This window comes from Aequorivita sp. IT1282 (assembly GCF_058068205.1).
The window spans coordinates 263643-287402 of sequence record NZ_JBYRHR010000001.1 but is presented as its reverse complement, the minus strand read 5'-3'; the positions used below and the strand labels follow the sequence as shown (position 1 = coordinate 287402).

Genomic DNA, 23760 nt, shown 5'->3' with positions numbered 1-23760 from the left:
CAGCAAGGGAATCTTTATTTTTTCAATTCTGCCTTTCCTACCACAGAAAACCCTTTTGTCTTATTAAAATTCATGTTATGAACGAAATTCATCATACTATCAGAAGGGTCTATAGTTTCCAAATTAAGACTTTCAATTGTTTCTGGCGGAAATATAACTGATAGAATCGGCTGCTCTTCTAAATGCCCTGTTTGGGTGTTAACGAGTTTCGCAACTGCATTAATTCTAGCATAATCAATTGGTAAATATGCAAAAACTTCTCTAGCAATTCGCATCGAAGCACTACAAATATGGTCTTGATATAATTCGTTAAATCTTGTTTTTGGCATACCCTTTTTCGAGAGCTTTCCAGTGGTTGTTTGTTTTAATTCATAATCTGGTATTACATCCAAGCTATTTACATGCAAATCAATGTCGATATAGCTTTCCTCAAAATTAAAACTAATCTCTGTCCCCAACTCTCCAATATCTGAAAATGGATCAAAATAATGAAGCGCTTTTTTATAAAATTCAATTTTCCGGTCTTTTATCCCCGCACTAATTTCTTGAAGCTCTTCCCAATTATTTAATTCCTCAATATATTCCTTAAAATTTACATCATACTCTTTCGTATCTTTTGCTTTAGCCTGCTCTAAAAGAGCTTTTAATCTATTTATCTTCTTTTGGGTTGAACCAAATAATTTGTCAAGGAAAGAAGGTCTAAAATTGTCTAATTTATTTTTAGCAATTGTTTCATTTTTTGCTTGAAGAGTTGGCTCAAAAGGTTTTTTTGTACTTTCAATTTGTTTCCAATCCACAGGTTCAGTGCAATTTTTGTGTAAAGACTGAATTGTTTCAACATAATTTTCCCAATCAGAAACAGCTTGTTGTGCATTATTAATTTCTTCTAGTCTTTGCTGCTCCTTAAACCTTTTGGCAGCTTCACGAGCCTTTCGTTGTTGCTCTCTTTCCATTCTACGGACAGATGCACCGTACGAGCGGATTGCTCCATTCAATGTAGCCATAATCTTGGTTTTAAATTATTTCCTAAGTTCTTAGGATTTTAAGTGTAATAAAGGTAAAACAAACGTGAACTTACCGATTTCGGAAAACCGGAAAGCGGTAGATTATAATCGGGGAGAATATCAAATATAATAATTTTGTGGGTATCAAAAGTCAATGAAGGGCATTACAAATGCGACAGTAAATAGACACGCTTTCCACAAGCGCACCAGTGGGATAATCTATTTTAAATTTTAAATACTTTCCCGAGGGAATGTAGATGTTTCTATCATTAAGTTTTGGCAAAATCAACCGATATTTGCCAAAGTTTAATAGTAGATTCTTATTATTTATTGAAAAAAAAGTAATTGGATATAGGAAATTAGTGATCATTAAAAACTCGCCGCTGCTTGCTTACTTTTAACTTTCCGTCAATAACTTCCAAAGAGGCGGTACATTTTAACAAAGCAAAATATCAATTATAATTATTTTGTCGGTTTCAAAAGTTAATGAAGGATATTACAAATGCAACGATAAAGAGACACGCCTTACAAAAGCGCGCCAGTAGGGAAGATTATAGTTGACCAATGAACAAGGTCTGCACTTGTCAAACTTTTCTTTTGAAAAATAGATTTAGGACTATTTAAAGGTGCCCTATTTGAGAGTGTTTAATTAAATCAAAAATATTAACCTATTGCTTCAATAATTTCAAGTTTCAATTGCTCACTAAACTCATTTTCATTAATTATAGAAAAAATAATTTTGTGAAGTAAATCCTTTTCAATTTTATTATCTGCTATTTGGACTGTTATATTTTCCATATCAATAATAAATTTATCAATACAATAATCCAGTCCATTAATTTTCAAAAAATACGCACCTAATGCTATACTACTTCTTTTATTGCCATCACTAAAAGCGTGATTTTTATTTACTGAAAAAACTAAGTGTGAAATTTTATCTTCAAATTCGGGATAGTATAGATCGTTTTGTATATGCTCTAGAATACTTTCTAATAATCCAATAGAATTAATACCATGGGCACCCCCAGATTCTTCAATAATAAAGTCGTGTTCTTTAATTGCATATGCAACGTTAAAATAGTTGAAGCCCATTTTCACCTATTTTTTAGTCGCTTAAAAACATCAATATTATCCTTCAATCTTTCCTCTAATGAAATACTATGCTTGCCCAAGAATTTATCAAACTCTGTTTCATTTAGATGCGTAACATAATTGTTAAGTTTTTCGTGTAATGCATCTCTAAAGGCCATGTCCCTACTAGCCATTAATGTTCGTGCCTTTTCCAGAAGCGGTTTTAAAATGGACTGACCTTTTAATTCGAATTCACCAAATAGAAGTGTGGCTTGCGGAATAGTTAATTTATGCCCTATCTCTTCAGACTTCGTTTTTAAATCGTCCGCAAATCCATTTTCATAAGCAGCTATAAGATCTAACACCTCAGAATACATAGTCTCTCTTGGAGAGTCGGTGGCTTTCAATTTTAATATTTGTTTATATTCTTTCGCATTTTCATTAAAAATACTCTTATAAACAGCATCAGTAAATTGAGCATATTTCCATTTATTATCTACTATACATTCATCTAATGCTTTTGTGAAATTTTCTCTATAATTAAACTCTCTAATTGCACTTGGTAGAAACTCTTCCTCTCTCTGATTAATATATTTAGTTACACCACCTATCTTTGCATTAATTGTATCTATTACCAAATCCAATATTAGAGACCTCAGTTGCTTAGCTCTATTACTCTCAGTTAAAAGCATTCCTATATTGAGAAATGTTCTAAAGTCAAATACTCCTAACTTAGGAGCTCTAGAAATGTCTCCGACATCAATGTCGGTAACATCCCCATTAATAGGTTTTCTTTCATCTGAATTAACGACTATCCTTGAATATACTTCTTTAAATACTTTAAGTCTTTTACCTGTCAATACTTCATAACCATTGGCAAGAAGCTCCTCTTCGTGTTGCTCAATATATCTTTCAATAGTTCTAACATCTATTTCATAAAAGTCAGCAATTTGTTTCTTGGTATATTTAATGGTAGCTTCAAATGGAATTCCAGGAAAAGCAACTTCTTTCTCAATCTCTAATAGCGCATAACTATTATTCAGAATGTTTCTTCTATGTAGATCTGAAGTTGTAAGATTTTTATCCATGAATAATTTATTGATTAAGTAACTAACTGTATACTATTCTCCATCAAAGATACGTATTCTTAAAAATAAATTTGTCAGCCTATATTTTGAATAAGATTAAAAAAGATTGCCACAAACTTTATTAATTACTAAATATAAAATAAAACTCATCCATTACGGAAAACAGTAACAGCGCACATTTTAACAAAGCAAAATATCAATTATAATTACTTTGTCGGTTTCCAAAGTCATTGAAGGGCATTACAAATGCACCCATAAATAGACACGCTTTCCAAAAGCGCGCCTGAGGTGTATTTCAGGACAAGACATTAAAAAAATTGTGAAAGTAGTCTTATACTAGCCTTTGCATAGCTTAAACGTAGGGAAAATGTAGCATTAAGGTAGCACTCGACCCCCTTGAACCATACATTAGCACCACCTGAACATAGCATTAGGTCAAGTTGAGTATAGCATTAGCGCACTATGACGGTAGCCCTAACAGCCAATTTTGGCGCTTAAACTATTTTAGAACGAGCCATTGTAGTGGTCACGTGACGCTCGAGCCAGAATGGGGGCTTCAGATGCATTATAACTTTTGATAGGTTAAGCTGTTACCAAACTAGCTTTTATAAATTTTACATTATTTCTCAAGGGGCAATTGTATTTTTTCTAAAAGCAATAAACCTTGGATAAATTCTTTTTTATTCTCAAATGCTTTAAAGGAATTTTCCAATTCAAGTGGGATTATCTTTTTGATGTAAATGTATTTTTTCAGTCCATGAATGAAAAAGTTTATTCTTAATACACTCTCTATGTTTTCACTATAGTGCAGGAAAAGCTCATTAACTTTCTCAAGGAATACTTCATTTGATTTGTTTTCGACCAATATTTGTTTCCATTTAGAAAAATCATCATGGATTTTAAAATCTGAAAACTCAAATTCAAACTGCATTTGTAATTCTGAAAATGCTTTTTCCAATTCACTAACTGATTCTTGTATAATGTATTCTATTTGACAATTTTGTTTTAGAAATGTTTCGTGAAAATCTAATAGTTCTATTTTCTTTTCTATCAATTGATTTTTATGAAGATTACTTAATAAATTAAAATAATTTACGAAGTCTTCTACTTTTACAAAGTTCATTGGATTTTGCATTTTGATTATTCTAGAAACCTTAACAAAAGGATTTTCTAGTTCGACGAAAACTGTCAAAATATGATCTAAATCGATTAATAAATCAAATGCTTTTAGCTTAAAATCTTCACCAAATCCGGTATGTGAAAATTTGTTGCGCTGTACTGGAACAACATATTCATAATAATCAAAGTATGAATTACTTAATCCATAATCTGGTCTAACTGCTTTGACTTTTTCAGAGAGCGAATTCGAAATATTTTTGTCAGGGTTAGCAGTCATAACCATTTCTGCAAATAATCCTTCAACCTGTGGTAGCGCAAGAGCATAAAACGTCAGCCACTTCTTACTTTTAAATGATCGTTTTAATTCTTTAAAAATTGCCTTTCTATCTTTACTTAAGGGAATATATTCTAAATTAAAGTTAATATTTTGAAATATTTGATCAGGTGTTTTTCGTTTGAATAGTAATTTGTAGAATTTCTCCTTATTTTTCGAGTATAAGCTAAAATATGAAGGCAAATCTCTTACGCTCAAATCATTTATCCTATGGGAAACACAATCTATATTTCGATAGTCGAAACTTCTTGGAAACCAAGTTTTAGCTGTTTCGTATGGATAATCCTTAAAATGCTCAAACCAATCATTCATTCCGAACATATTGAAAAAATGAGATTTCGATTTATTAATTGCTCTTTCGTATACACCGTTTAAATAATAGTCTAAAATTAGTTGCCTTTCTTGAAGACATCGAGTATAAAAATCAATAATAGTCTTAGTTCTATGGTCTCGTTTATTGTTTTTTTGATTTTGGAAATTTATTACCACTTTATGCTCTTCGTAGTCTTTTACCAAATCATTTATGTAGATTAAATCTCTTTTAACATTAGGTTTGATTTGAAAAAGTTGTGTACTTGGAACCTTATCATAGCCTAAAATCCATAATTGAAATAGCTCAATTGGATCATCATCTTTATTTTTTATTAGAATTTCACCTTTATCCGTTAGTTTAGAAACCGTAACGTTATTATCGAGTAATCCTCTTTCAGTTAAAAGTTTACATATCTCCCTATTGATTGAGCCCATTTCATTTTTTACTGTTTTGTTATATGGTCTCAATCTTTTTAATGACTCAAAAAGTAGTTGAGTCATTGAGGTAATTTCAAATATATTTGGGCGTAATGAATTTTGTAAATCTCTTTGAATCTTACTCATTCCATCAAGATTATTTTCATATTCATCAAATGAAAGAACTTTTCGTCGTTTTGATTTCTCTCTGATTTTTAAAATTCTCGCCATATTAATTACAGTTGAATCAAATAATAATTGATTTTTTTCGGATATTTCGGCTTACCTCTGCGTAATATTTTGATGCGGCAACTCTTTAAGTAAAAAATCTACCTTATTCTTTCAAAATTTTTACGCGTCAATAAATAGCTATCATCATTAAAAAATATCGTAAACATTTCTTTAAAATAAGGAATATCTGAACTTCTAGATTCTATTGTTATCCAACTAAGCTCTCTCAAAATTTCAACCCAATATCTAATTATTTGAGCAACATATAATTGACGATATTTCCTTACGGCATCTGCCATTCCGGTTTTTAAACTGGATTCTCCAATTGTTCTAATTATTTCTCCCGTTTCACTGAAAAAAAGAGCTGACGAACTTTCTTTCATTAGACAATCAATATATTTTGCGTTTTCTAAAATTTTATTTTTTGTAAAATTTGAAACTTTCAGATTAAATAGTTCTTCTTCAACTTTTATATACCAATCAGAAATTGGATCAGTTTGAGATTTACTTTGAACTAAATAATTGATATTTGAATATCTATCTCCTTTTGCAAACCTTGTTAGTATGGAAAGAATGTTTTGATGGATTTGAGAATCCAAATCTTTAAGAAAATTTAATTTTAAATTATGGCGTAAAATGATCTCTTTTGACTTTTCATAAAGCTTTTCTAAGTTATGCCCAATCTCAATTTTTAAAACACTTTCATTTGGAAAACTTCCATTATTGGTAATATAGTAATCTATAATAAGACATAATTTTCCAATCCTTTCCAAACCTGTTGAAAGAGAAGTAAAAGCGGCAAAGTACATCCCTTTTTTAGCGTAATTAACTTTTCCAATTTGAGTTGTGCCAGAAGCTAATATTTCATTAGTGAATTGAGCTTCATTTAATAACATTATAAAGTTTTTATTAAGCATATTGTTGATTTACAAATTCTGAGAGTATTTAGATGCCACATCCAATAATTCCTATATCCATACTGGTTAAATTAAAATATTTTATAAAAATAAAACAAACTCAAACCCACCCATTACGGAAAACTAAAAGAGTGGGTTTTTAAATAGGGGAGAATAACAAATATAAAGATTTTTTCGTTTTAAAAGTCAGTGAAAGGCATTACAAATACAAACACAAATAGACACGCTTTTCAAAAACACGCCAGTGGAGAAATCAATTGAAGTGAATGAGGAAAAGCAGTTTATACTTACGTACCACTTTGGTTTGAAGGGTGCCAAAAAGTTTAAAGTATCTAAAATAGCAAAGGAACGCGGAACGGCAAATCAGAACGAGCACAACAAGGGATATAAGACCCTGTAAAAACTAAGGCCATGTATTGTAAATAAAAGGTATTGACATACTTCAAGTTCCCTTATCATCCATTTTACCAGTCAGTTTTGCCAAAAGTTTTAGTGGTATCCCAATATAAATGAATGGTTTGGGCTTATCCAATGATAAACACTTCGACAACAGTTTTAAACGCTTTTCGGGAAGGCAACAACAAAGGACAAATACAACCAATTTATAAAATACACCCAAGGCCGCCAGCCACAAAATAATTTCAAAATGATTTTCCATAACCACTAGTTTTATACTATAATACAGCAAGGTATTAACCAAGCTTTTAATTCATTGTGACAACTAAATTTCAATATCACAACCCAAAATAAACACTGAGTTTTTAATATTCTGTGACAGCTTTTATATATAAACAAAATGTTGTCAAATCTGTTATAAATGTGTTTTCCAACTTACATTTTATACGAAGGTAAATTCTATAATTTTAATTGACCCTGGATATAGGTAATGTTGGATTTCCAAACCTAAACCAAACCACAAATAAAAAAAAGGACATTGGTTGCATCCATTCAAATTGCAAGGTGTAACATTAGTCTTTTTAAAAAAAATACACTTTTATAATACCTCTTTCACCAAACTTAAAAACCACAAACAATACCACCTTATCCAACGAATAGGTCAAGAGAGTTATGATAAATGCAATGGAAAGGCACATAGTACCCTTTTACGCCTATACCAAACGATTGTAGTACAATGGAAAAAATGGGAAAGAAAACTTTGTTTCGTGATTTTTAACTGAATTACCAAACTAGGGTCAAAATTGAAACAAAAAAAAACCGCTCAAAGCGGCATATATCGGTTCAGTTTTTAAAAATTATGTGGTTATGCAACCGTCACCATGTTTTTTACTTAGAGTTTATATTCTTGATTTCCATCTTTTAATGTGATTTTGAAGACCTGTTTTTTCGCCACCCATAAAATAACTTCCAGAGTTTAATTTTTCAATTAGCTTTATAACATCTTCTGCGTGTCTATTATCCCAGTTTAAATTTGTAACCAAATAAGACTTAATTTTAATTGGATTTAATTCATAATTGTATTTGTTAAGGGCTCTCAAGTAGGTTTTGCATCTGTCATTATCCATATGATGAGTTATGCCTGTGCTTCGGTTAATGGCTTTACTTAGCTCATTAAAAGCTTCTTGAATAATTACATCTGGTAGATCAGTAGGTTGAGCCTTTTTATTAGAAATTAATTCAGTTGCATTCCAAGCTTTTGTCCATTCCGTAACTCCAGATTTCATCCATTGATGAGCAACAATTGCTTTAACATTTGGGTCATCATCATATTTAAATAAGTCTTTTGAGTCAAGACCGAATGCAAGAAGGATGCTATTTTTTTTCTGCCAACCATAAATTTTATCATAAGTCCGTAAAGTTTCTATCTTAATTTTTGGTCCGTTTGAATAAGCAGATACAGTTCCATTAAATAAGCCTTTTAAATATTTTTCGCCAATAGTTCTTTCTATATAACCAGTATTTCCTTTTGTATGAATTAAAATAGTGATTTGTTGAATGTTTTCAATCTCTTTACTTAATTCAACTGCTTTTTGAAGAGCTAACAATTCAATTTCAGCAATTGGCCCTTCATTGTCGGTGTAGTATCTTTGCTTTTCCATAAATTTTTTATTAAGCACAACCTGTGGATAAACGCATGATTTTTAATATAATTAAGTTTTATCCAGTCATAAATAGTATATATTATTTTCTTAATATTAAACAAACACAAACCCACCCATTACGTAAAACAATAACAGCGTGCGTTTTAACCAGAGAGAATCCCAAATACAATGTTTTACTTAAGCAAAAATTAAATCAATATTACAATCTTGTAGTGTATTAGGATAATGAAAAAATGCTTTTCAATTCATTTAAATCGATAATTATCTTTGTTAAATAGCGTTTTGTTCCTTTTCGCCTTCCACTTTAAAAACAACATCTTTTTTAACTAGTTCCATTACATTTAATGTTGGTAGCAAAAAGCTATTGAAAGGCGTGTTCTCTGTTTTACTATGAAGAACTCCTCTTGTGGTCCCAATAGTTAACATTACTAAATGGCCAATAAATCCTTTTGGAACTATTAATTCAGTTTTTGATTCATTGTAGAAACTCTCCCACGCATCTTTACTTATATTAAAGTGACAACCAACTTCTATGATTAAAAACGGTGACTTTTCTTGAATAAGACTAGTAGAAAAAACTACTGAAATAATATGATTTTCAAAGTTAATTCCAAATCTTAAACCAGCTTTTAATTCTACAACTTCACCTTCTATATAGGACGATTCAATAATTGCAAACTGTTCAGTTGTAATTTTTTTTAATGAAAAGCCTATTTTATTTTTTTCTTCAGCCATTATGCAACTAATTTAAGATAGCAATCAGGTTCATTTTCATAAGAAAATGCTCCAAACAATTCTTCATAATTTGAAAGATTGGACTCTACTTTTACTGATTCATCAGATTTATTATAATGTTGATATTGCTCAACTTGAATTTGAACTGTCGTTTGAAATACTGGAACTTCAATTAAATTTATGCTTAAAATTTGCTCAATTTTAGTAATAGTCTCTAATTGCAAGTTTTCCGTACCTTTCAATAGTTTATTAACATACTGTGGTGAGCAAACCATTGCTTCAGCTAATTCTTTTTGGGTTTTTGGAAAAACATTAGCAGCCTTATTAGCTTTTAGCGCAGACATTACTTTTACAGCAATAGCAAAAGAAATATCAAGCCAAGCTTTATTTTCTTTACGATATTTTGCTCTTTCAATCCAAGTATTATCTTGCTTTGAATTTTCCTTAAGTCTATTTTTTATACTGTTAATACTCATTGGTATCCGTTTGGTTTTTTTAATTTAATTCGAAGAATTCTAAATTTTCGTCTTCTCCATTTAATAAGTAATCACGAGTGAATTCCAACTTGTCCAATTCTAATAACAAATGGGATCTTTCATTCATTGTTGGTGTAAGTTTAATACCTCCTCCACAAATTACAAATAGATTGGCTTCAATTCTTATGGCATAAATACGAAGCCAACTAGGCCTTTTCATACCTTTAGCTTTGTCTTTTTCAAACTTTTTTTCAATTTTGCCTTCAGATAAAGGTTCAAATAGTGTAGATAATGTTTCAAGTCTTTCAGTTTTTCCGGTTTCTGCAACGTATAGTAATTCTTCTTCAAAAAGCCTGGCGTCCTCTCTTGTTTTAATAATAGCCTCTTCAATTGTAAGGCCTTTCCAAAACTCGGTGTCTAAATCCTTTTTGTGTTGTTCGAAAAACTCTCTTAGATAGATTGGATCGTTCCATAATTCAAAACATTTAGCAAATTCATTTAAGTCTTCAGTTTCATATTGAACTGAATATAAACTATCTTTTACTATTGCAAATGTATCAATTATTTTCATTAAATCAACCTGTAGGTTTATTTTTGATGTAAAATTAACATATTTACAACTATCAAGATTAATAAACAATTAAAAATTATCAACATAAAGTTTGCTGATTTACACGTAAAATAAACTTGATGAAATTAAGGATAAACCATAACAGCAAGCATATTAATTGGGGAGAATACCAAATATAGTGATTTTGATGGTTTTAAAAGTAAATGTAAACATTACAAATGCAACTTTAAATAGACACGCTTTCCAAAGAGTGCCAGAGAGGAGTTTTCTAAAATGTATGTTACCAGCAGTAATAATCCTAATAACCAAAGAAACTAATATTATGAGGATTCCTCAAGTAATTATTTGTAGTATAGGAATATTGATGCTGAATCTCGTCGTTTGCTCCTACAACGCCGTGATCCATTTGTGTTTCAAACATTAGTTCATGAAGAATTTCTTCAATCTTTTCAATAAATGTTTTATAATAAACTGGATTGAAAAATACATTTTCAGTATGCGCACCCAATATCATTGTTATGTCAGATTTCAAATTATTTCGCTTTCGAAGTTGCTCACCTAAGTTTCCGTATAAATGTTTATCCTTCTGGAAATAACTTAATATAAAATAAGTTTTATTCTCCTTAAGTTTTGGAAGCAATGTAACAAAGATATTTTCTATTCTATCATCGGAATGTGGAATTTCATTTCCTTCAAAATCAAAATCCAAATAAAAGGCGGAAGATGCTGCTATTGGATAAAAATTTGACAACTCGAAAACCTCGCTTTCGATTACCGCATGGTTTGTTGTTTTAATTGCAACATCGAAAAGTTTTTTGTTTTCTTCAATATCTTTTTTTGATTGTTCACCATAATTCATGAAACTGGAAACTTCCATTTTTTTGTGACATGCTACTACAAAACCGCGGTAAGCAAATAAAAAATTTTGCTCTTCGGTTTTTGTGTATGGTGTAGTTTCGATAGGGTTAAATATTGAATCATGAGTATTACAAAACCCCCAAAATATGGATGCAGTATTTTTTTGAATTTCTTCACCTTCAATTGTGCCTTTCTTGAATGCATAACCCATCACGAAGTCATTTTCTGATATTTCTCTTAATATTCCATTATTTTGAATTGAATGAGCTGCACTTACGATAATTTCTCCTTTCTCATCAACTTTGCAATTACTAGAACTAGCTTCAGGATGCCAACAGACCTTACTCGCTCTAATTCCTCTTTTAATAACTTCTTTTTGTATAACCATAAAGTCATCTGGAGAGACATCTGTCAAATTAAATTTATCAAAAACATTATATGCGAATGGACCTCTCATTCGAATTTTAGGTAATTGCTTTATTGTCTCAATAAATTCATTATACATAGTTGGATTGAGACCACCTCTGCGGAAATCACGCATAACCTCATAAAATTTTTCATAATTGATTTGAGGGTTTTCTAAATAATGTAAAAAATTTACCATATAAGATGATTGATGTTGCTAATACCTGCATTATTGCTGGGAACGGTCTCGGCTCACGTAATTGCGTGGATTACTAAGAAACTTCCAGGTACGCACCAAACTGAAAATCCGCGAGGATTTTAAGAAGTAGGCGAAAACAAGCAATTGCTCATCGTCATTGTCGTGTGTAGTTATTTTATATTTTCCTTTCGTTCTTTTCTAATTTTTTCAATTTTTACCTGACGTTCATGCTTGTAATCAAATGTTTCGTCAATTAAAGAAATAAATCTTGATTTTTTAAAATACCAATTATTTATATCACCATTACTTTCTACAAGATAATCGCCAACTACGTATTGTGGTACTGAATTAAAAATGAATACAATTACTTGAGAAAATACCTTTTCAATTAATTCATTTAAATTTTTGAGTTCTTGAGTTCCTTCAAACCCGATAGTTTTCCCACTCATCGCTCTTTTTATTCTCTCGGTTATTTGTTCTGAACTTGAATGAGTAAATTTTGAAAGTAAACCATAAGCTTTCTTTACTTCTGTTTTAAATTTCTTCTCGTCTTCTTCGGTAAAAAAGTCCAGTTTAAGTCTATTCAATGGATTTATGTTTGAGGAATTTAGTAGGTTTTTATACTCTTCTATCTGTTCATTAATGTCAGTTTTAGTACTTGTTCTTGTAATTATCGTTGCCTTAATAGCTAATTCGATTAAATATCTCAATTCTCTTTTACAAGTATTTATAATTCCTTCTTTAGCCAAAGTTTCGATTGATATAGTAGACTGAGATATATCTTCTACCATTCTAAGAAAGAAATTACTCTTGTCACTTGTTCCGTCTCTAACTGTATCATGATATGAGAATATTAAACAATGAAGCAAACAGTTTCTCATAGTTTGGAATTCTTGCCAAGCAGTTTTGTATTCTGTCGAATTCAGTTCCTGATTAAAATCCTCTATTTTATTCAAATCGGTTAGGGTTAGTACATTTATATTGTTTTTAGTCCACTATAATATTCGGCTATATCAAAGTTTCCTGATTTTTTTAAAGCTTTGATGTATTTTTCACTCGTAGCTGATTCAATTAGTTTATTTACTTTATTTTTAAGCCAACCAATTTTAACTTTAATATCTGGTGCTTCATTTTCCATAAGAGGTTCGATTATATTTTTTAATTTTTCTATATAATTCGCCATATCTATTTCAGGATCATCTAATTCAGATTGAACTTTTTGAATATAATCAATGTAATACATATCATCAGAATCTTTTGTAATTATATTCATAATTGAATCTTCTTCGTGAGTAGGATTCCCTCCGTGAGAATGAAACATTTTAGCTATTTCGATAACTGTTTTGTCTAAAATAACTCTTGGGTACATAGCCGCCCGAGATTCCGTTTCATAAGCCTTCACTAATCCTGGACCAAAAACGACCTTATTTGTGTGAATTAATTTTCCATATGCAATTCCTCCACGTACGAGAATACCTTTGACCATAAAATTCATTATTAGATGAAGAATTTCAATTAGGGTTGAAAAAATTTCACTTCTTTCATTTACTAAAAATGAAATTACAAACGAATCCGAAAATTGGGTTACTATTTTAGATTTAGCAAGTTTGTATTTGTCTTCTATATCTAGTAGTTCTATACCTAAAGATAGGATTTCATGGATTAATTTGATTTCGGATTCAATATCGTTATCTTCTCTATCGACAGTTCCGTTTATTATATTCTTGAAACCTAATATATCAATAAAGCAAACTATTCTATCTTCGTATTTCATTTTTTTTGTATTCACCATGACTTGGGCTATGCCCAAGTTATTAAAAAAAATTCTTTGTAAAGTTTTCAAATATAAAACAAACGCAACACGCTAAATCATATAGACTGTCAGGGTATTATGCAGAAATTCGAGATGAACGTTACCGCAATACAGAAGGGTAGGTTATTTCTTATTTATCGATTCAAAATATGATCATAACTGCAAATTGTGCCACAGGAATTATCTATTCAATTTCATTCGCGACATTCCCACAAGCCAACATACCTGCATCAAAATAAGGATTTTATTTTTCGTACTCTACCAATATGCGACAATATTGTTATCTTCCAATGGACAAAAAACTATAGATTTTTTAATAATTCAACGAAATCCCAAATCCTATACCCATATCGCTGTCGTAATGAGTGGTAATACCAATATTTCGCGTTGCTATATATCTTAATCCTCCCATATACTCCTTGTCTGTATTCCACATCAAATTCATACGCAATCTTTGAGTCAACGGGATATCAGTACGCTCAAATTGCAATCTGATAGTACCATCAGAAAACATTTCGGCCTGTGCCATAACAAGCATTGGCAAAGTATAGTTAACCCCTACACTTAATACGGCACGTTTATCCTTGGTATTTTTTTGACCAAAAAGATTTTCCTCGACCTCATTATGACCCAATTTTCTATAGCGCCAATCAAAACCTACAAATGGCATTAGCCATTGCATTTTTCCAATATACCGACCTATATGGGTTTCTGTTTCGTATCCGTGCATATTATTATATCCCAAACGCCATTCGGCACCAAAACTCCATCGTGTACTTTGAATCATTAATTGCCCATCATTTCCATTGGTCGCAAAATCATTTTCTGCCATTAGATGGAATTCCCTATCATCCCCTTTTAATTTCCTTAATGCAAGTTTTGGATTTGGAATCAATGGATTAGGTTCCTGATTCTCATAGCTAAATACTCGACCCATACCGCTCATCATATGATACAGGATGTGGCAATGAAAAAACCAATCGCCTTCAGCATTTGCCTCAAACTCGATGACGTCCGTTTCCATAGGCATAATATCCACCACATTTTTTAGAGGTGCGTAGTCGCCTTGACCATTGAGCAATCTAAAATCGTGCCCGTGCAAGTGCATAGGATGGCGCATCATAGAATTATTGTACATGGTAATCCTTACTTTTTCTCCTTTCTTTATCAGGATTTTATCACTTTCAGAAATCACCTTGTTATCCAAGCTCCAAACATAACGGTTCATATTACCCGTAAGCGTAAAATGTAGTTCTTTTACAGGTGCATCCATAGGGAGCGTTGTTATGGTAGGAGACTTCAACATAGCGTAATTTAGTGTCGTAATTTCTGAAAGCTCATTGCTTTTATACATTTCTTCGTTCATCTTCATTCCATCCATCCCATCCATTTGATCTATATTATGGCCTGAAGGTTCTTCGGGGTCCATTTTCATTTTCTTATCTTTTCCGGTATCTAAAGCACCTGTTATTTCAGGATACATCACCACATTCATATCCATTTCTTGCATACTCATATTCATCCCCATTTGGTCCAGGTCGCCATTCATTTTCATCATGCCGTTCATCATTTCCATACCTTCAAAATATTTCAATTTTGGCAGTGGCGAAGTGAGTTGTTTTATGCCTTCGCCTAAATAAATGGAAGCCGATTTTGTGCGGTCCTCCGGCGTTACCAAAAACTCAAAGGCCGTATTATCTGCTGGAATAGTCACCACTACATCGTAGGTTTCAGAAACGGCAATGAGCATTCTATCCACATCCACGGGCTCCACATCATTACCATCATTGGCAACTACTGTTATTTTTCCGCCCGCATACGTGAGCCAAAAATAGCTGGAAGCACCCCCGTTTGAAATTTGTAGACGTACTTTATCCCCTGCTTTCAAGCCTTTTAGCGACGTATCTTCATTTTCACTTTTACCATTGATAAGAAATTTGTCATAATAAACATCACTTACGTCCATCGCGTTCATACGTTTCCATTCGTTGTGAAGTTTTGTTTTTAGATGTCCCGATTTTATTGCCTCTGAATAACTTTGGGTGGTTCCTTTTTTTATGGCAAACCAGTCTGATGCATTGTGCAACATTCTGTGTACATTTTCGGGTGTAATGTCTGTCCATTCACTCAAAACTATGGGAATGGTCGGCAAATCGTCTATCCCTTTTCTGAAGGTTTTATCATCCGGTCTTTTTTTCAAAATCATAGAGCCATACATCCCTATCTGTTCCTGAAGCCCAAAATGGCTGTGGTACCAATGGGTCCCATTTTGTATGATGGGAAAGGTGTATTTATGGACGGTGTGCGGCGGAATTGGCATTTGGGTAAGGTAGGGAACACCATCTTCCTTATTAGGCAAAAACAGACCGTGCCAATGCAGGGATGTTTCTTCGTCCAATTCATTATGAACATAAATTTCGGCAATATCGCCTTCGGTAAACGTGAGCGTTGGCATTGGTATCTGTCCATTTACGGCAATGGCGCGTTTTACTTTGCCAGTAAAATTAACAATGGTATCGCGCACAAAAAGGTCGTAACGCACTATGTTTTGTGCTTGAAGAGAAAGTGTTCCCAGAAATAAAAGCACCAAGATTATTTTTTTCATTTTGTTATTGAAAATTGTGTTTTATTGTTTTTTCAGTTTTTATAGTCGATAGTTTCCACAGTGGAGCCACAGCTTAACATCTGTGAACCGTAATACGGATTTTTAATGGTCTTGTCCTTGCTCAACCAATTGGCATCCTGCATTGGGCAATATTGGTAATAAAGGGTTTCCATAGCACTGTAAAAAGGTATTATTTCGTGCATCTTTTTTGACAAGACTTTAAATTTTTCCCGTTGTTTGCCGATATCCTTGGTTTCTGAAATACTTTTTGCTGCATCCATTATAGACGGCAATACTTTAGTTACAGCAGCTTGTTCTTCAGCTTTAAGCGTTTCTACTTTTAGAGCTTTTATTGCCATCAACAATTCAGACGATTTTGTAGCCGCTACTGTAGCATTGGTTTTTACCAAAGCATTCTTTATGGCAAAATAATTGTTGAATACCGCGTCTAAAGCGTTTGGTTCTATCGTTTCAGACATAGCCATATCCATTTTTGAATCAGACATTTCCATCTTCATTTTGGTGTGATCCGTAGCCATTGCCGCTTCCTTTTTCAGCCTTTCATATTTGCAGCATTCCCCAAGTTGTGCATACGCATTGTCCGGCGCCAAAAATTGCTCATTGTCATAACCTGCAAGGGCAATTCGTTTTAATATTTCGTCCCGATTTGTTTTTTTTGAATCGAAAGTCACTTCTGCCATTTGGGTGTCTTTGTTCCAAGCAACGTTGGCCGTATTTTTCACGTTTCCCGCTTTTTCGATGGACGTTTTGCACAACTCGCAGTTACCAAAAATTTTTACGGTTTCGGTTTTTGTGTTTTTTATTTGGGCGTAACCCGAAGTAGTTGATAGTACCACCAATAGCACCATCAATATATTAAACATTGATTTCATTTATAAAAGGAATTAAAATTGTTATTGTTTTGAATGTTGAAAACAAGGTGTTTGTTTTCAACATGACAGACCTATGGCTGTCAGGATTGCAGTATTAGCTTAATTTTGGAGGAGACCAGATCTGGAAATAAATAGGTTCTGGTTGCTGTTTGCCGTAGTTCCATAAATTTTTGAAACCAGCAATAACAACAGTGTTTGTTTCTTCTGAAATTGCAGTGTAATTTATAGGTAAGGTTGTTGTGGAAGGACAGTGGCAAGAAAGATTCCCACAAGTGCCGCCACAATCTGTTGTTTTTTTGTCTTGATTTTTATGATTTTTGCAACAATCGCTAGAGGTCTGTTCCGTGCTATTGGAACAACAGCTTTTTTCTGACTGATGAGAAAAATTAATATGGGCAAATAAACTCGTAGGCATTAAAAATATGCCAAGCATAATTACCATAATCACTATTTGAAGCTTTTTTGCCATTCTTGAATAATCAGATAAATGTAATTAAAAAAACAATCTGATTTTTTAATTTGATGTGTTCTCTACTTAAATTTAAGTTTTATTTATGCTTTCTTTAGTAAAGAATATTCTCCACTAGTAATTTGTGTCAAAACTATGGAAGAGGCTGAACACTCTGCCCTTCCGCTTTGTTATAAAAATGAACAGCGAACAGCAGAATCACAACCAAAATTATAATATAGATCATATTAAAACGAAAGTATTAAGCAACAACTTCAGCTTTAAAGCCTACTTTTTGCAATGTAGCCTTTACATCTTCTTCGGTAGCACCATCGCTTTTAACGGTAAGAATTTTATCTGGATTAACAGTATCCACTTCCCAACTTTCAATTCCTTCTTGCTTGTTAAGGAAAGGTGTTACTTTCGAGATACACCCACCACAATTGATATTTGTTTTAAATTTTAAAGTTTTCATAGTATTTGAATTTATAATTAATATTAAAGTTTTATTCGTTTAAGTCTTAAGCTATTTGCAACTACAGATACGCTGCTGAAAGTCATTGCTGCTCCTGCGATCATTGGATCCAATAAAAATCCATTTATGGGATACAAAACTCCTGCTGCAATAGGTATTCCGATGATGTTGTAAATGAACGCCCAAAACAGATTCTGACGGATGCCCAATACGGTTCTCTTTGAGAGTTCCAATGCTTTGGGGATGGATTGTAAATCTGAGGTTATCAAGGTCATTTTCGCCACGTCCATTGCGATGTCTGAACCTTTACCCATTGCAATACTTACATTGGCCTGTGCCAAAGCGTGTGAGTCATTGATGCCATCGCCAACCATAGCTACTATCTTTCCGTCTGCTTGCAGTTTTTCAACAAAAGCTGCTTTGTCTGAAGGCATTACTTCGCCTTTGTAATTTGTTATTCCAACTTGTTTTGCGACGGCAGATGCGGTTTTATTATTATCTCCCGTAAGCATATAGACCTCAATGCCTCTTTCTTGAAGCATCTCTATTGCCTTTTTTGAAGTTTCTTTAATTTTGTCTGCAATGGCGAGTATCGCCAGCACTTGTTTTTCGTTAACAAAGAAAATTACTGTTTTTGCCTGGTCTTCTAAACTTTCTGCTGTTTGCATTAAAGAAGCGTCTATTTGAATATTTTTCTCAAGCATTAACTTATGGTTACCCACAAAATATGTTTAACCATTTTCTGTTTGGGCTTTCACGCCTTTGCCTGTAAGGCTTTCAAAGGAATCAATTTCAGCTTGTTCAATATTTTCCTCTTTCAAAAGTTTTACCACTGCCTCTGCCAAAGGGTGCTCTGATTGCACTTCTATTGCCAAAAGAATTTGCTTGTATTGATTTTGATTTTCAAGTTTATCCTTCCAAAATATATCAGTTACCAATGGTTTTCCTTCTGTAATTGTGCCTGTTTTATCAAGAATGACAGCATTCACTTTATAACCGAGTTCTAAACTTTCGGCATCTTTTATAAGAATGTTGTTTTCTGCACCTTTACCAATACCCACCATAATGGCAGTAGGTGTTGCCAATCCTAACGCACAAGGACAGGCTATTACCAATACTGCTACAGAAGTTAATAAGGCTTGCGAAAATGCATTCTGCCCTCCTACTGACATCCAAACAATGAACGTAATAATAGATATCCCCAATACGACAGGAACAAATATTCCAGCAATTTTATCGACCAATTTTTGAACTGGCGCCTTACTCCCTTGTGCTTCCTGAACCATTTTAATGATTTGGGATAGCAAGGTTTCTCCACCTACTTTTTCTGCAGTAAATTGAAAACTCCCTTTTTGGTTTACTGTGCCTGCAAATACTTTTTCATCCTTTATTTTTTCAACTGGAACGGGCTCTCCCGTAATCATACTTTCATCTACGTAAGAGCTTCCTTTGGAAACTTCTCCATCCACAGGTATTTTTTCTCCCGGACGTACTAAAATGGTCTGACCAACTTGCACAGCCGAAATGGGAATTTCTTTTTCTTCCCCATTCTCAATAATTTTTAGTGTTTTGGGTTGTAATCCCATCAGCTTTTTAATGGCCGAAGAGGTATTTGACTTTGCCTTTTCTTCCAAGAGTTTCCCCAAAGAAATAAAGGTTATAATTACCGTAGCAGCTTCATAATAAACGTGTGGCTCGATACCACGACTCAACCAGAATTCAGGAAAAAAGGTATTGAATACACTAAAGAGAAAAGCGATTCCTGTGCTCAAAGCTACCAAGGTATCCATATTCGCCTTACCGTGTTTGGCTTGCTTGAAAGCATTGATAAAAAAGCTACGACCGAACCAAAAAAGTATGGGAAAAGTCAATATCAAAGAAATCCACTTACCCAGTTCCCATTGCATATAGAACATTCCCAACACAAAAATGGGAAGTGTAAGAATTGCTGACCAAATAGTGCGGTTCTTTATATCTTGATAATGCTTTTGTTGAAGTTCCTGTTGCACTTCCGAGGGATTCTCCGCATCGATGATGATGTCATAACCTACCGCACGTAAGGCATTTTGTAGTTTTTCTTCTGTAACGGTATCATCATAGTCCACAAGTACCGAACTGCTCGCGAAATTAACGCTGGCACTATTTACGCCGTCAGTATGCGAAAGGACGGATTCAACGCTAGCTGCACACGATGCACAGGTCATTCCCGTAACAGGAAATGATCTTTTTACTCCCTGTTTAGAAGATTTTTCTTTGGTTTCAAATATATTGACTGTCTCCATTATCCTATTCTTATTTGTACACTACAAATTTCAGAATTAAAGGACTTTAAGGTGTTACGTTTTAAGCAGAATGATTTGTAGAATTTGCATAATTCGTTGAATTTATAAACAATTATAGCTACCCAATTAATTTCAGAATGCCTCTTAATATCACTGAAATTAAAATATTTTTTACAGCCTTTTATCTTTTAATGATATATCAAAATACAGAATAGTACTAATCCAACTTTAATACCAATTGCGCAAACTGCACTTCTATAGCCTTATCCAATCCTGGTATTACGGAATCCAAACCCGTTTCTGAAACCAAAACCTGTCCTGTCGCACTTATCAGACAAGACATATTAACGCCATGTTCTATATGGGTAATGGTTGCTTTAAATTGTGATTTATAGGATTTTCCTTGATATGAAATCTCCACCTGCCAATTAAAATTGATAGGCTCGTGACGTTTTGCCATAAAATCCACGGATGGAACTGAACCTGTAAACCGAAGGATTAACGGCTCTTCCCACTCTTATAAAATGGTATTTAACTCAGGAACATCTGTCGTTAAAGTCTTAAGATCAATAACACCATTTATTATTTTAGATTCGTAATCAAGAAATAAATCCAAATCATGACTTTCTGCCTTGATAGGCTCACCGTCAACCAAAGTCATCATCTGAATATGGCCATCATTGGTTTTATAAATTTTTTGAGCCGTAGTCTTACAAAATGTAATTAAAAGGATCGTAAAAACAAATAGTTTAGCTTTCATATTATTATAATTTTAATGTGTTTTTGTTTATAGCTCTATTTAAAATTTATATCTCATCTAACGCTATTCGATTTTTATCTACAGACTTTTTAAACTGTGAAGATGTCATTCCTGTAACCTTTTTAAACTGATTGCTTAAATAAGCTACGCTACTATAGTTAAGTTGAATGGCTATCTCACTCAAGGTTAATTCATCATAAACAATAAGTTCTTTTATGCGTTCAATTTTTTGGTTGATGATGTATTGCTCAAACGTTATGCTTTCTACTGAAGAGAATAGTGAACTTAAATATTTATAATCAAGAAGAATATTTTCGCCTATATAATCTGCCCATTTAAAACCCGGCTCCTCGGAAGAATGGTGGATTTTATCAACAACTAATGTTTTCATTTGTTCTATAAGTTGACTTTTACGGTCGTCAATCAAACTAAACCCTGAATTTTGAAGTTCTTTGGAAAGACCATTTTTGATGTTTGCATTTAATGCTGAAACCAATAAAACTTCCCCCAATTTAATAGAAACATACGGTATTTCAAGTTGTTCCAAAATATTAGATACTGCCGAAATACATCTTGCGCAGACCATATTTTTAATATGGATAGTCTCGTTCATATGGTACTTATTTCAAAATAATGTTATTCCAGATTTATATAGAGAATAATAAACGGCAGCTATTGCAGCAACCACAAAAATCAATACCATAACAACCAAACCTATAATTTTATCCTTTTTTGAAATATCAGTTATAGGTTGATGCTTTTTCCTTTCAGATTTTCTTTTATATCTTCTACTTTCACTCATTATCGTTCGCCGTGATAAAACCAAGATTACTTTATGGTCATATACAGATTACTTAATTAATCCATAATTCATTTTATTCTAAGGTTGCTTTTACCTCTCCACAGGTTTTCATAGCTTCTCCATAATATGGGTTTCGCACCTCTTTTTCTAAACTTATCCAATAAGCACCCTTATTGTTATCTGCCATTGGGCAAAACTCTACATAAACTTTTTGGTTAACCCCAAAAAGTTGTACACTACTAATCATATGAGCAGAAAGATGCTTAAAGTGTCCTCTTTGCGTTGCTATATCTGAGCTGTTCTCAATAGCGTTTGCAGAGGTCTTTATCTCCTTCTGAATTGTCATCCAATGATTATGTGCCTTTTCATCAGATAATAATTTCATATCCACATTCTTCAAGGATTGGTCTATTTGCTTTCCTGCCTGTTGAGCACCTTTGGCGTTATCATTTACCAATGCATCTTTTAACAGGATATAATCATCAAAAACCTGTTTTAATTGATTTTGAAATTTGTTTGAAACGGCAATCCTTTCCTTCATTTGGGAATGATTGGTTTTATCCACGTTTTCTACAGTAGTATTTTTATCTTCTTGCATTCCTAAATGGCCTTCATGACCTGTCGTTGTTTTACCACCTGTGGCATTCATCATACTTTTTTTGCCTTGTAATTGTGCAGCTGCATCTACGGTAAACGTTCCGTTAGTTACCACCTCATCTCCATTCTTTAAACCTTCCAGAATAGTATAACTATCGCCAGTGGCGTTGCCTAATAAAACTTCTCTCATCTCAAAAATAGCCTTGTTAGGATTTGTTTTTACATAGACAACAGAGCGTTCTCCCGTCCACATAACAGCTGTTGACGGTACGGAAACGGTATTCTCGGTACTTGTTTGGGCACCCTTAATTATTCCTTCCACAAACATTCCTGGTTTGAAAAGATCTTTCTTGTTTTCCAGAACCGCTCTTACTACGATTGTTCGAGTAGCTGAATTTAATAAAGGATCTATAAATGAAACTTTTGCATCAAATACTTCATTTCGGTAAGCATTGGTAGTTACTTTGATTGTTTGTCCTTTTTTTAAATAAGCTATTTGGTTTTCGTAAGCATCAAATTCTGCCCATACTGTATTGAGATTTGCAATTTTGTATAAGGGTTGTCCTTGCTTTAAGTAATCACCTTCTTCTACCATTTTCTGTGTTACCGTTCCTGAAACTGTTGCAAATACAGGAAAATTCTCTTGCACTTTTCCAGCAGTTTCTATGGCATTGATTTGCTTTTCTGAAAGTTTCCAAAGTTTAAGCTTGTTTCTAACTGCCTTATATAATTCTGGTTGCGATTCTTTCAAGGATGAAGCGGTAAGCAGTTCTTGCTGTGCTGCAACCAATTCGGGCGAATAAATAGTTGCCAAACGTTGGCCTGCTCCAACACGCTCTCCTGTAGTATTAACGTAGAGTTTTTCTATCCTTCCTCCAAAATATGTGACCTGTACGGCATTGGACTCTTCATTAGCTTTAATTTTACCAGATAATTTCAGAGAATTACTATCCATTTGTCCTTGTCCTACAATTGATGTTTGGATATTGGCCAGAGCCATAGCGTTTTCAGTCATTTTTATTTCATTGGCACTTAGGCCTTCGGCACCCGTTTCGGCAGGAATTAATTCCATACCACAAATGGGACAATCGCCAGGTTCTGGTTGCATAATCTGTGGATGCATAGAACATGTCCACATTTGATTAGATGCAATTTCTTCTGAATGTTCGTGCTTGTCTTTCGTATTACTTGTCGCCTTATTTGCCGAATCTCCACCGAATAGTAGAAAGCCGCCTAATAGGCCAACAATCACGGCTAAGCCTAAATACATGATGTTTTTATTCATTTT

Annotated in this window: 22 protein-coding genes and 1 pseudogene; 1 reads left to right on the top strand and 22 read right to left on the bottom strand. The window is 33.1% G+C overall.

The window, feature by feature from the left end; translation table 11 throughout:
- Positions 1-14: 14 nt before the first annotated feature.
- The 5 genes from AC3RVG_RS01415 to AC3RVG_RS01395 form a co-directional block, all read right to left on the bottom strand.
- The gene (locus AC3RVG_RS01415) at positions 15-1004 is read right to left on the bottom strand and encodes a hypothetical protein (protein WP_489689644.1); all 990 of its coding nucleotides are present in this window, start codon (positions 1002-1004) and stop codon (positions 15-17) included.
- Positions 1005-1667: 663 nt separating this feature from the next.
- The gene (locus AC3RVG_RS01410) at positions 1668-2096 is read right to left on the bottom strand and encodes a type II toxin-antitoxin system death-on-curing family toxin (protein ID WP_489689643.1); all 429 of its coding nucleotides are present in this window, start codon (positions 2094-2096) and stop codon (positions 1668-1670) included.
- A gap of 2 nt (positions 2097-2098) precedes the next feature.
- Positions 2099-3163, bottom strand: a complete 1065-nt coding sequence (locus AC3RVG_RS01405; protein ID WP_489689642.1) for a DNA-binding protein — start codon at positions 3161-3163, stop codon at positions 2099-2101.
- A gap of 619 nt (positions 3164-3782) precedes the next feature.
- Entirely contained in the window at positions 3783-5576 is a 1794-nt protein-coding gene (locus AC3RVG_RS01400) for a hypothetical protein (protein WP_489689641.1), read from the bottom strand.
- A gap of 98 nt (positions 5577-5674) precedes the next feature.
- Positions 5675-6493, bottom strand: coding sequence for a hypothetical protein (locus tag AC3RVG_RS01395; RefSeq protein ID WP_489689640.1), 819 nt, complete (start codon positions 6491-6493; stop codon positions 5675-5677).
- Between the two features lie 244 nt (positions 6494-6737).
- Between AC3RVG_RS01395 and AC3RVG_RS01390 the strand changes: the two genes are divergently transcribed.
- Positions 6738-6893, top strand: coding sequence for a hypothetical protein (locus tag AC3RVG_RS01390; protein WP_489689639.1), 156 nt, complete (start codon positions 6738-6740; stop codon positions 6891-6893).
- A 42-nt stretch (positions 6894-6935) separates the two neighbouring features.
- Here AC3RVG_RS01390 and AC3RVG_RS01385 read toward each other — a convergent pair whose 3' ends face one another.
- The 17 genes and pseudogenes from AC3RVG_RS01385 to AC3RVG_RS01305 all read right to left on the bottom strand — a co-directional run bounded on the left by AC3RVG_RS01385 (position 6936) and on the right by AC3RVG_RS01305 (position 23757).
- Positions 6936-7151 carry a hypothetical protein gene (locus tag AC3RVG_RS01385; RefSeq protein ID WP_489689638.1) on the bottom strand — a complete coding sequence of 72 codons (216 nt, stop codon included), beginning with the start codon at positions 7149-7151 and terminating at the stop codon, positions 6936-6938.
- Positions 7152-7788: 637 nt separating this feature from the next.
- Positions 7789-8550 (bottom strand): DUF1889 family protein, encoded by a 762-nt coding sequence (locus AC3RVG_RS01380; RefSeq protein WP_489689637.1) that lies wholly within the window; start codon positions 8548-8550, stop codon positions 7789-7791.
- A gap of 273 nt (positions 8551-8823) precedes the next feature.
- A complete protein-coding gene (locus AC3RVG_RS01375) occupies positions 8824-9288 on the bottom strand; it encodes a hypothetical protein (protein WP_489689636.1) in 465 nt (154 codons plus the stop codon).
- Positions 9288-9764, bottom strand: coding sequence for a helix-turn-helix domain-containing protein (locus AC3RVG_RS01370; protein ID WP_489689635.1), 477 nt, complete (start codon positions 9762-9764; stop codon positions 9288-9290). The genes AC3RVG_RS01375 and AC3RVG_RS01370 overlap by 1 nt, the downstream gene beginning before the upstream one ends.
- Before the next feature lie 19 nt (positions 9765-9783).
- Positions 9784-10335: a hypothetical protein gene (locus AC3RVG_RS01365; RefSeq protein ID WP_489689634.1), complete on the bottom strand. Its 552-nt coding sequence runs from the start codon at positions 10333-10335 to the stop codon at positions 9784-9786.
- 298 nt (positions 10336-10633) lie between these two features.
- The gene (locus AC3RVG_RS01360; RefSeq protein ID WP_489689633.1) at positions 10634-11797 is read right to left on the bottom strand and encodes a hypothetical protein; all 1164 of its coding nucleotides are present in this window, start codon (positions 11795-11797) and stop codon (positions 10634-10636) included.
- A gap of 170 nt (positions 11798-11967) precedes the next feature.
- Entirely contained in the window at positions 11968-12753 is a 786-nt protein-coding gene (locus tag AC3RVG_RS01355) for a hypothetical protein (RefSeq protein ID WP_489689632.1), read from the bottom strand.
- A gap of 20 nt (positions 12754-12773) precedes the next feature.
- Complete coding sequence (locus AC3RVG_RS01350) at positions 12774-13571, bottom strand: hypothetical protein (RefSeq protein ID WP_489689631.1); 798 nt, start codon at positions 13569-13571, stop codon at positions 12774-12776.
- 352 nt (positions 13572-13923) lie between these two features.
- Positions 13924-16215, bottom strand: a complete 2292-nt coding sequence (locus AC3RVG_RS01345; RefSeq protein ID WP_489689630.1) for a multicopper oxidase domain-containing protein — start codon at positions 16213-16215, stop codon at positions 13924-13926.
- A 32-nt stretch (positions 16216-16247) separates the two neighbouring features.
- Entirely contained in the window at positions 16248-17099 is an 852-nt protein-coding gene (locus AC3RVG_RS01340; RefSeq protein WP_489689629.1) for a DUF3347 domain-containing protein, read from the bottom strand.
- Between the two features lie 103 nt (positions 17100-17202).
- Complete coding sequence (locus AC3RVG_RS01335) at positions 17203-17577, bottom strand: hypothetical protein (protein WP_489689628.1); 375 nt, start codon at positions 17575-17577, stop codon at positions 17203-17205.
- A gap of 241 nt (positions 17578-17818) precedes the next feature.
- Entirely contained in the window at positions 17819-18031 is a 213-nt protein-coding gene (locus AC3RVG_RS01330) for a heavy-metal-associated domain-containing protein (RefSeq protein WP_489689627.1), read from the bottom strand.
- 23 nt (positions 18032-18054) lie between these two features.
- A pseudogene (locus AC3RVG_RS01325) lies at positions 18055-20313 on the bottom strand (heavy metal translocating P-type ATPase).
- A gap of 217 nt (positions 20314-20530) precedes the next feature.
- Positions 20531-20773, bottom strand: coding sequence for a hypothetical protein (locus AC3RVG_RS01320; RefSeq protein WP_489689626.1), 243 nt, complete (start codon positions 20771-20773; stop codon positions 20531-20533).
- A gap of 57 nt (positions 20774-20830) precedes the next feature.
- Complete coding sequence (locus tag AC3RVG_RS01315; protein WP_489689625.1) at positions 20831-21073, bottom strand: hypothetical protein; 243 nt, start codon at positions 21071-21073, stop codon at positions 20831-20833.
- A gap of 46 nt (positions 21074-21119) precedes the next feature.
- A complete protein-coding gene (locus AC3RVG_RS01310) occupies positions 21120-21686 on the bottom strand; it encodes a helix-turn-helix domain-containing protein (protein WP_489689624.1) in 567 nt (188 codons plus the stop codon).
- A gap of 262 nt (positions 21687-21948) precedes the next feature.
- Entirely contained in the window at positions 21949-23757 is a 1809-nt protein-coding gene (locus AC3RVG_RS01305; protein ID WP_489689623.1) for an efflux RND transporter periplasmic adaptor subunit, read from the bottom strand.
- Between the last annotated feature and the right edge of the window lie 3 nt (positions 23758-23760).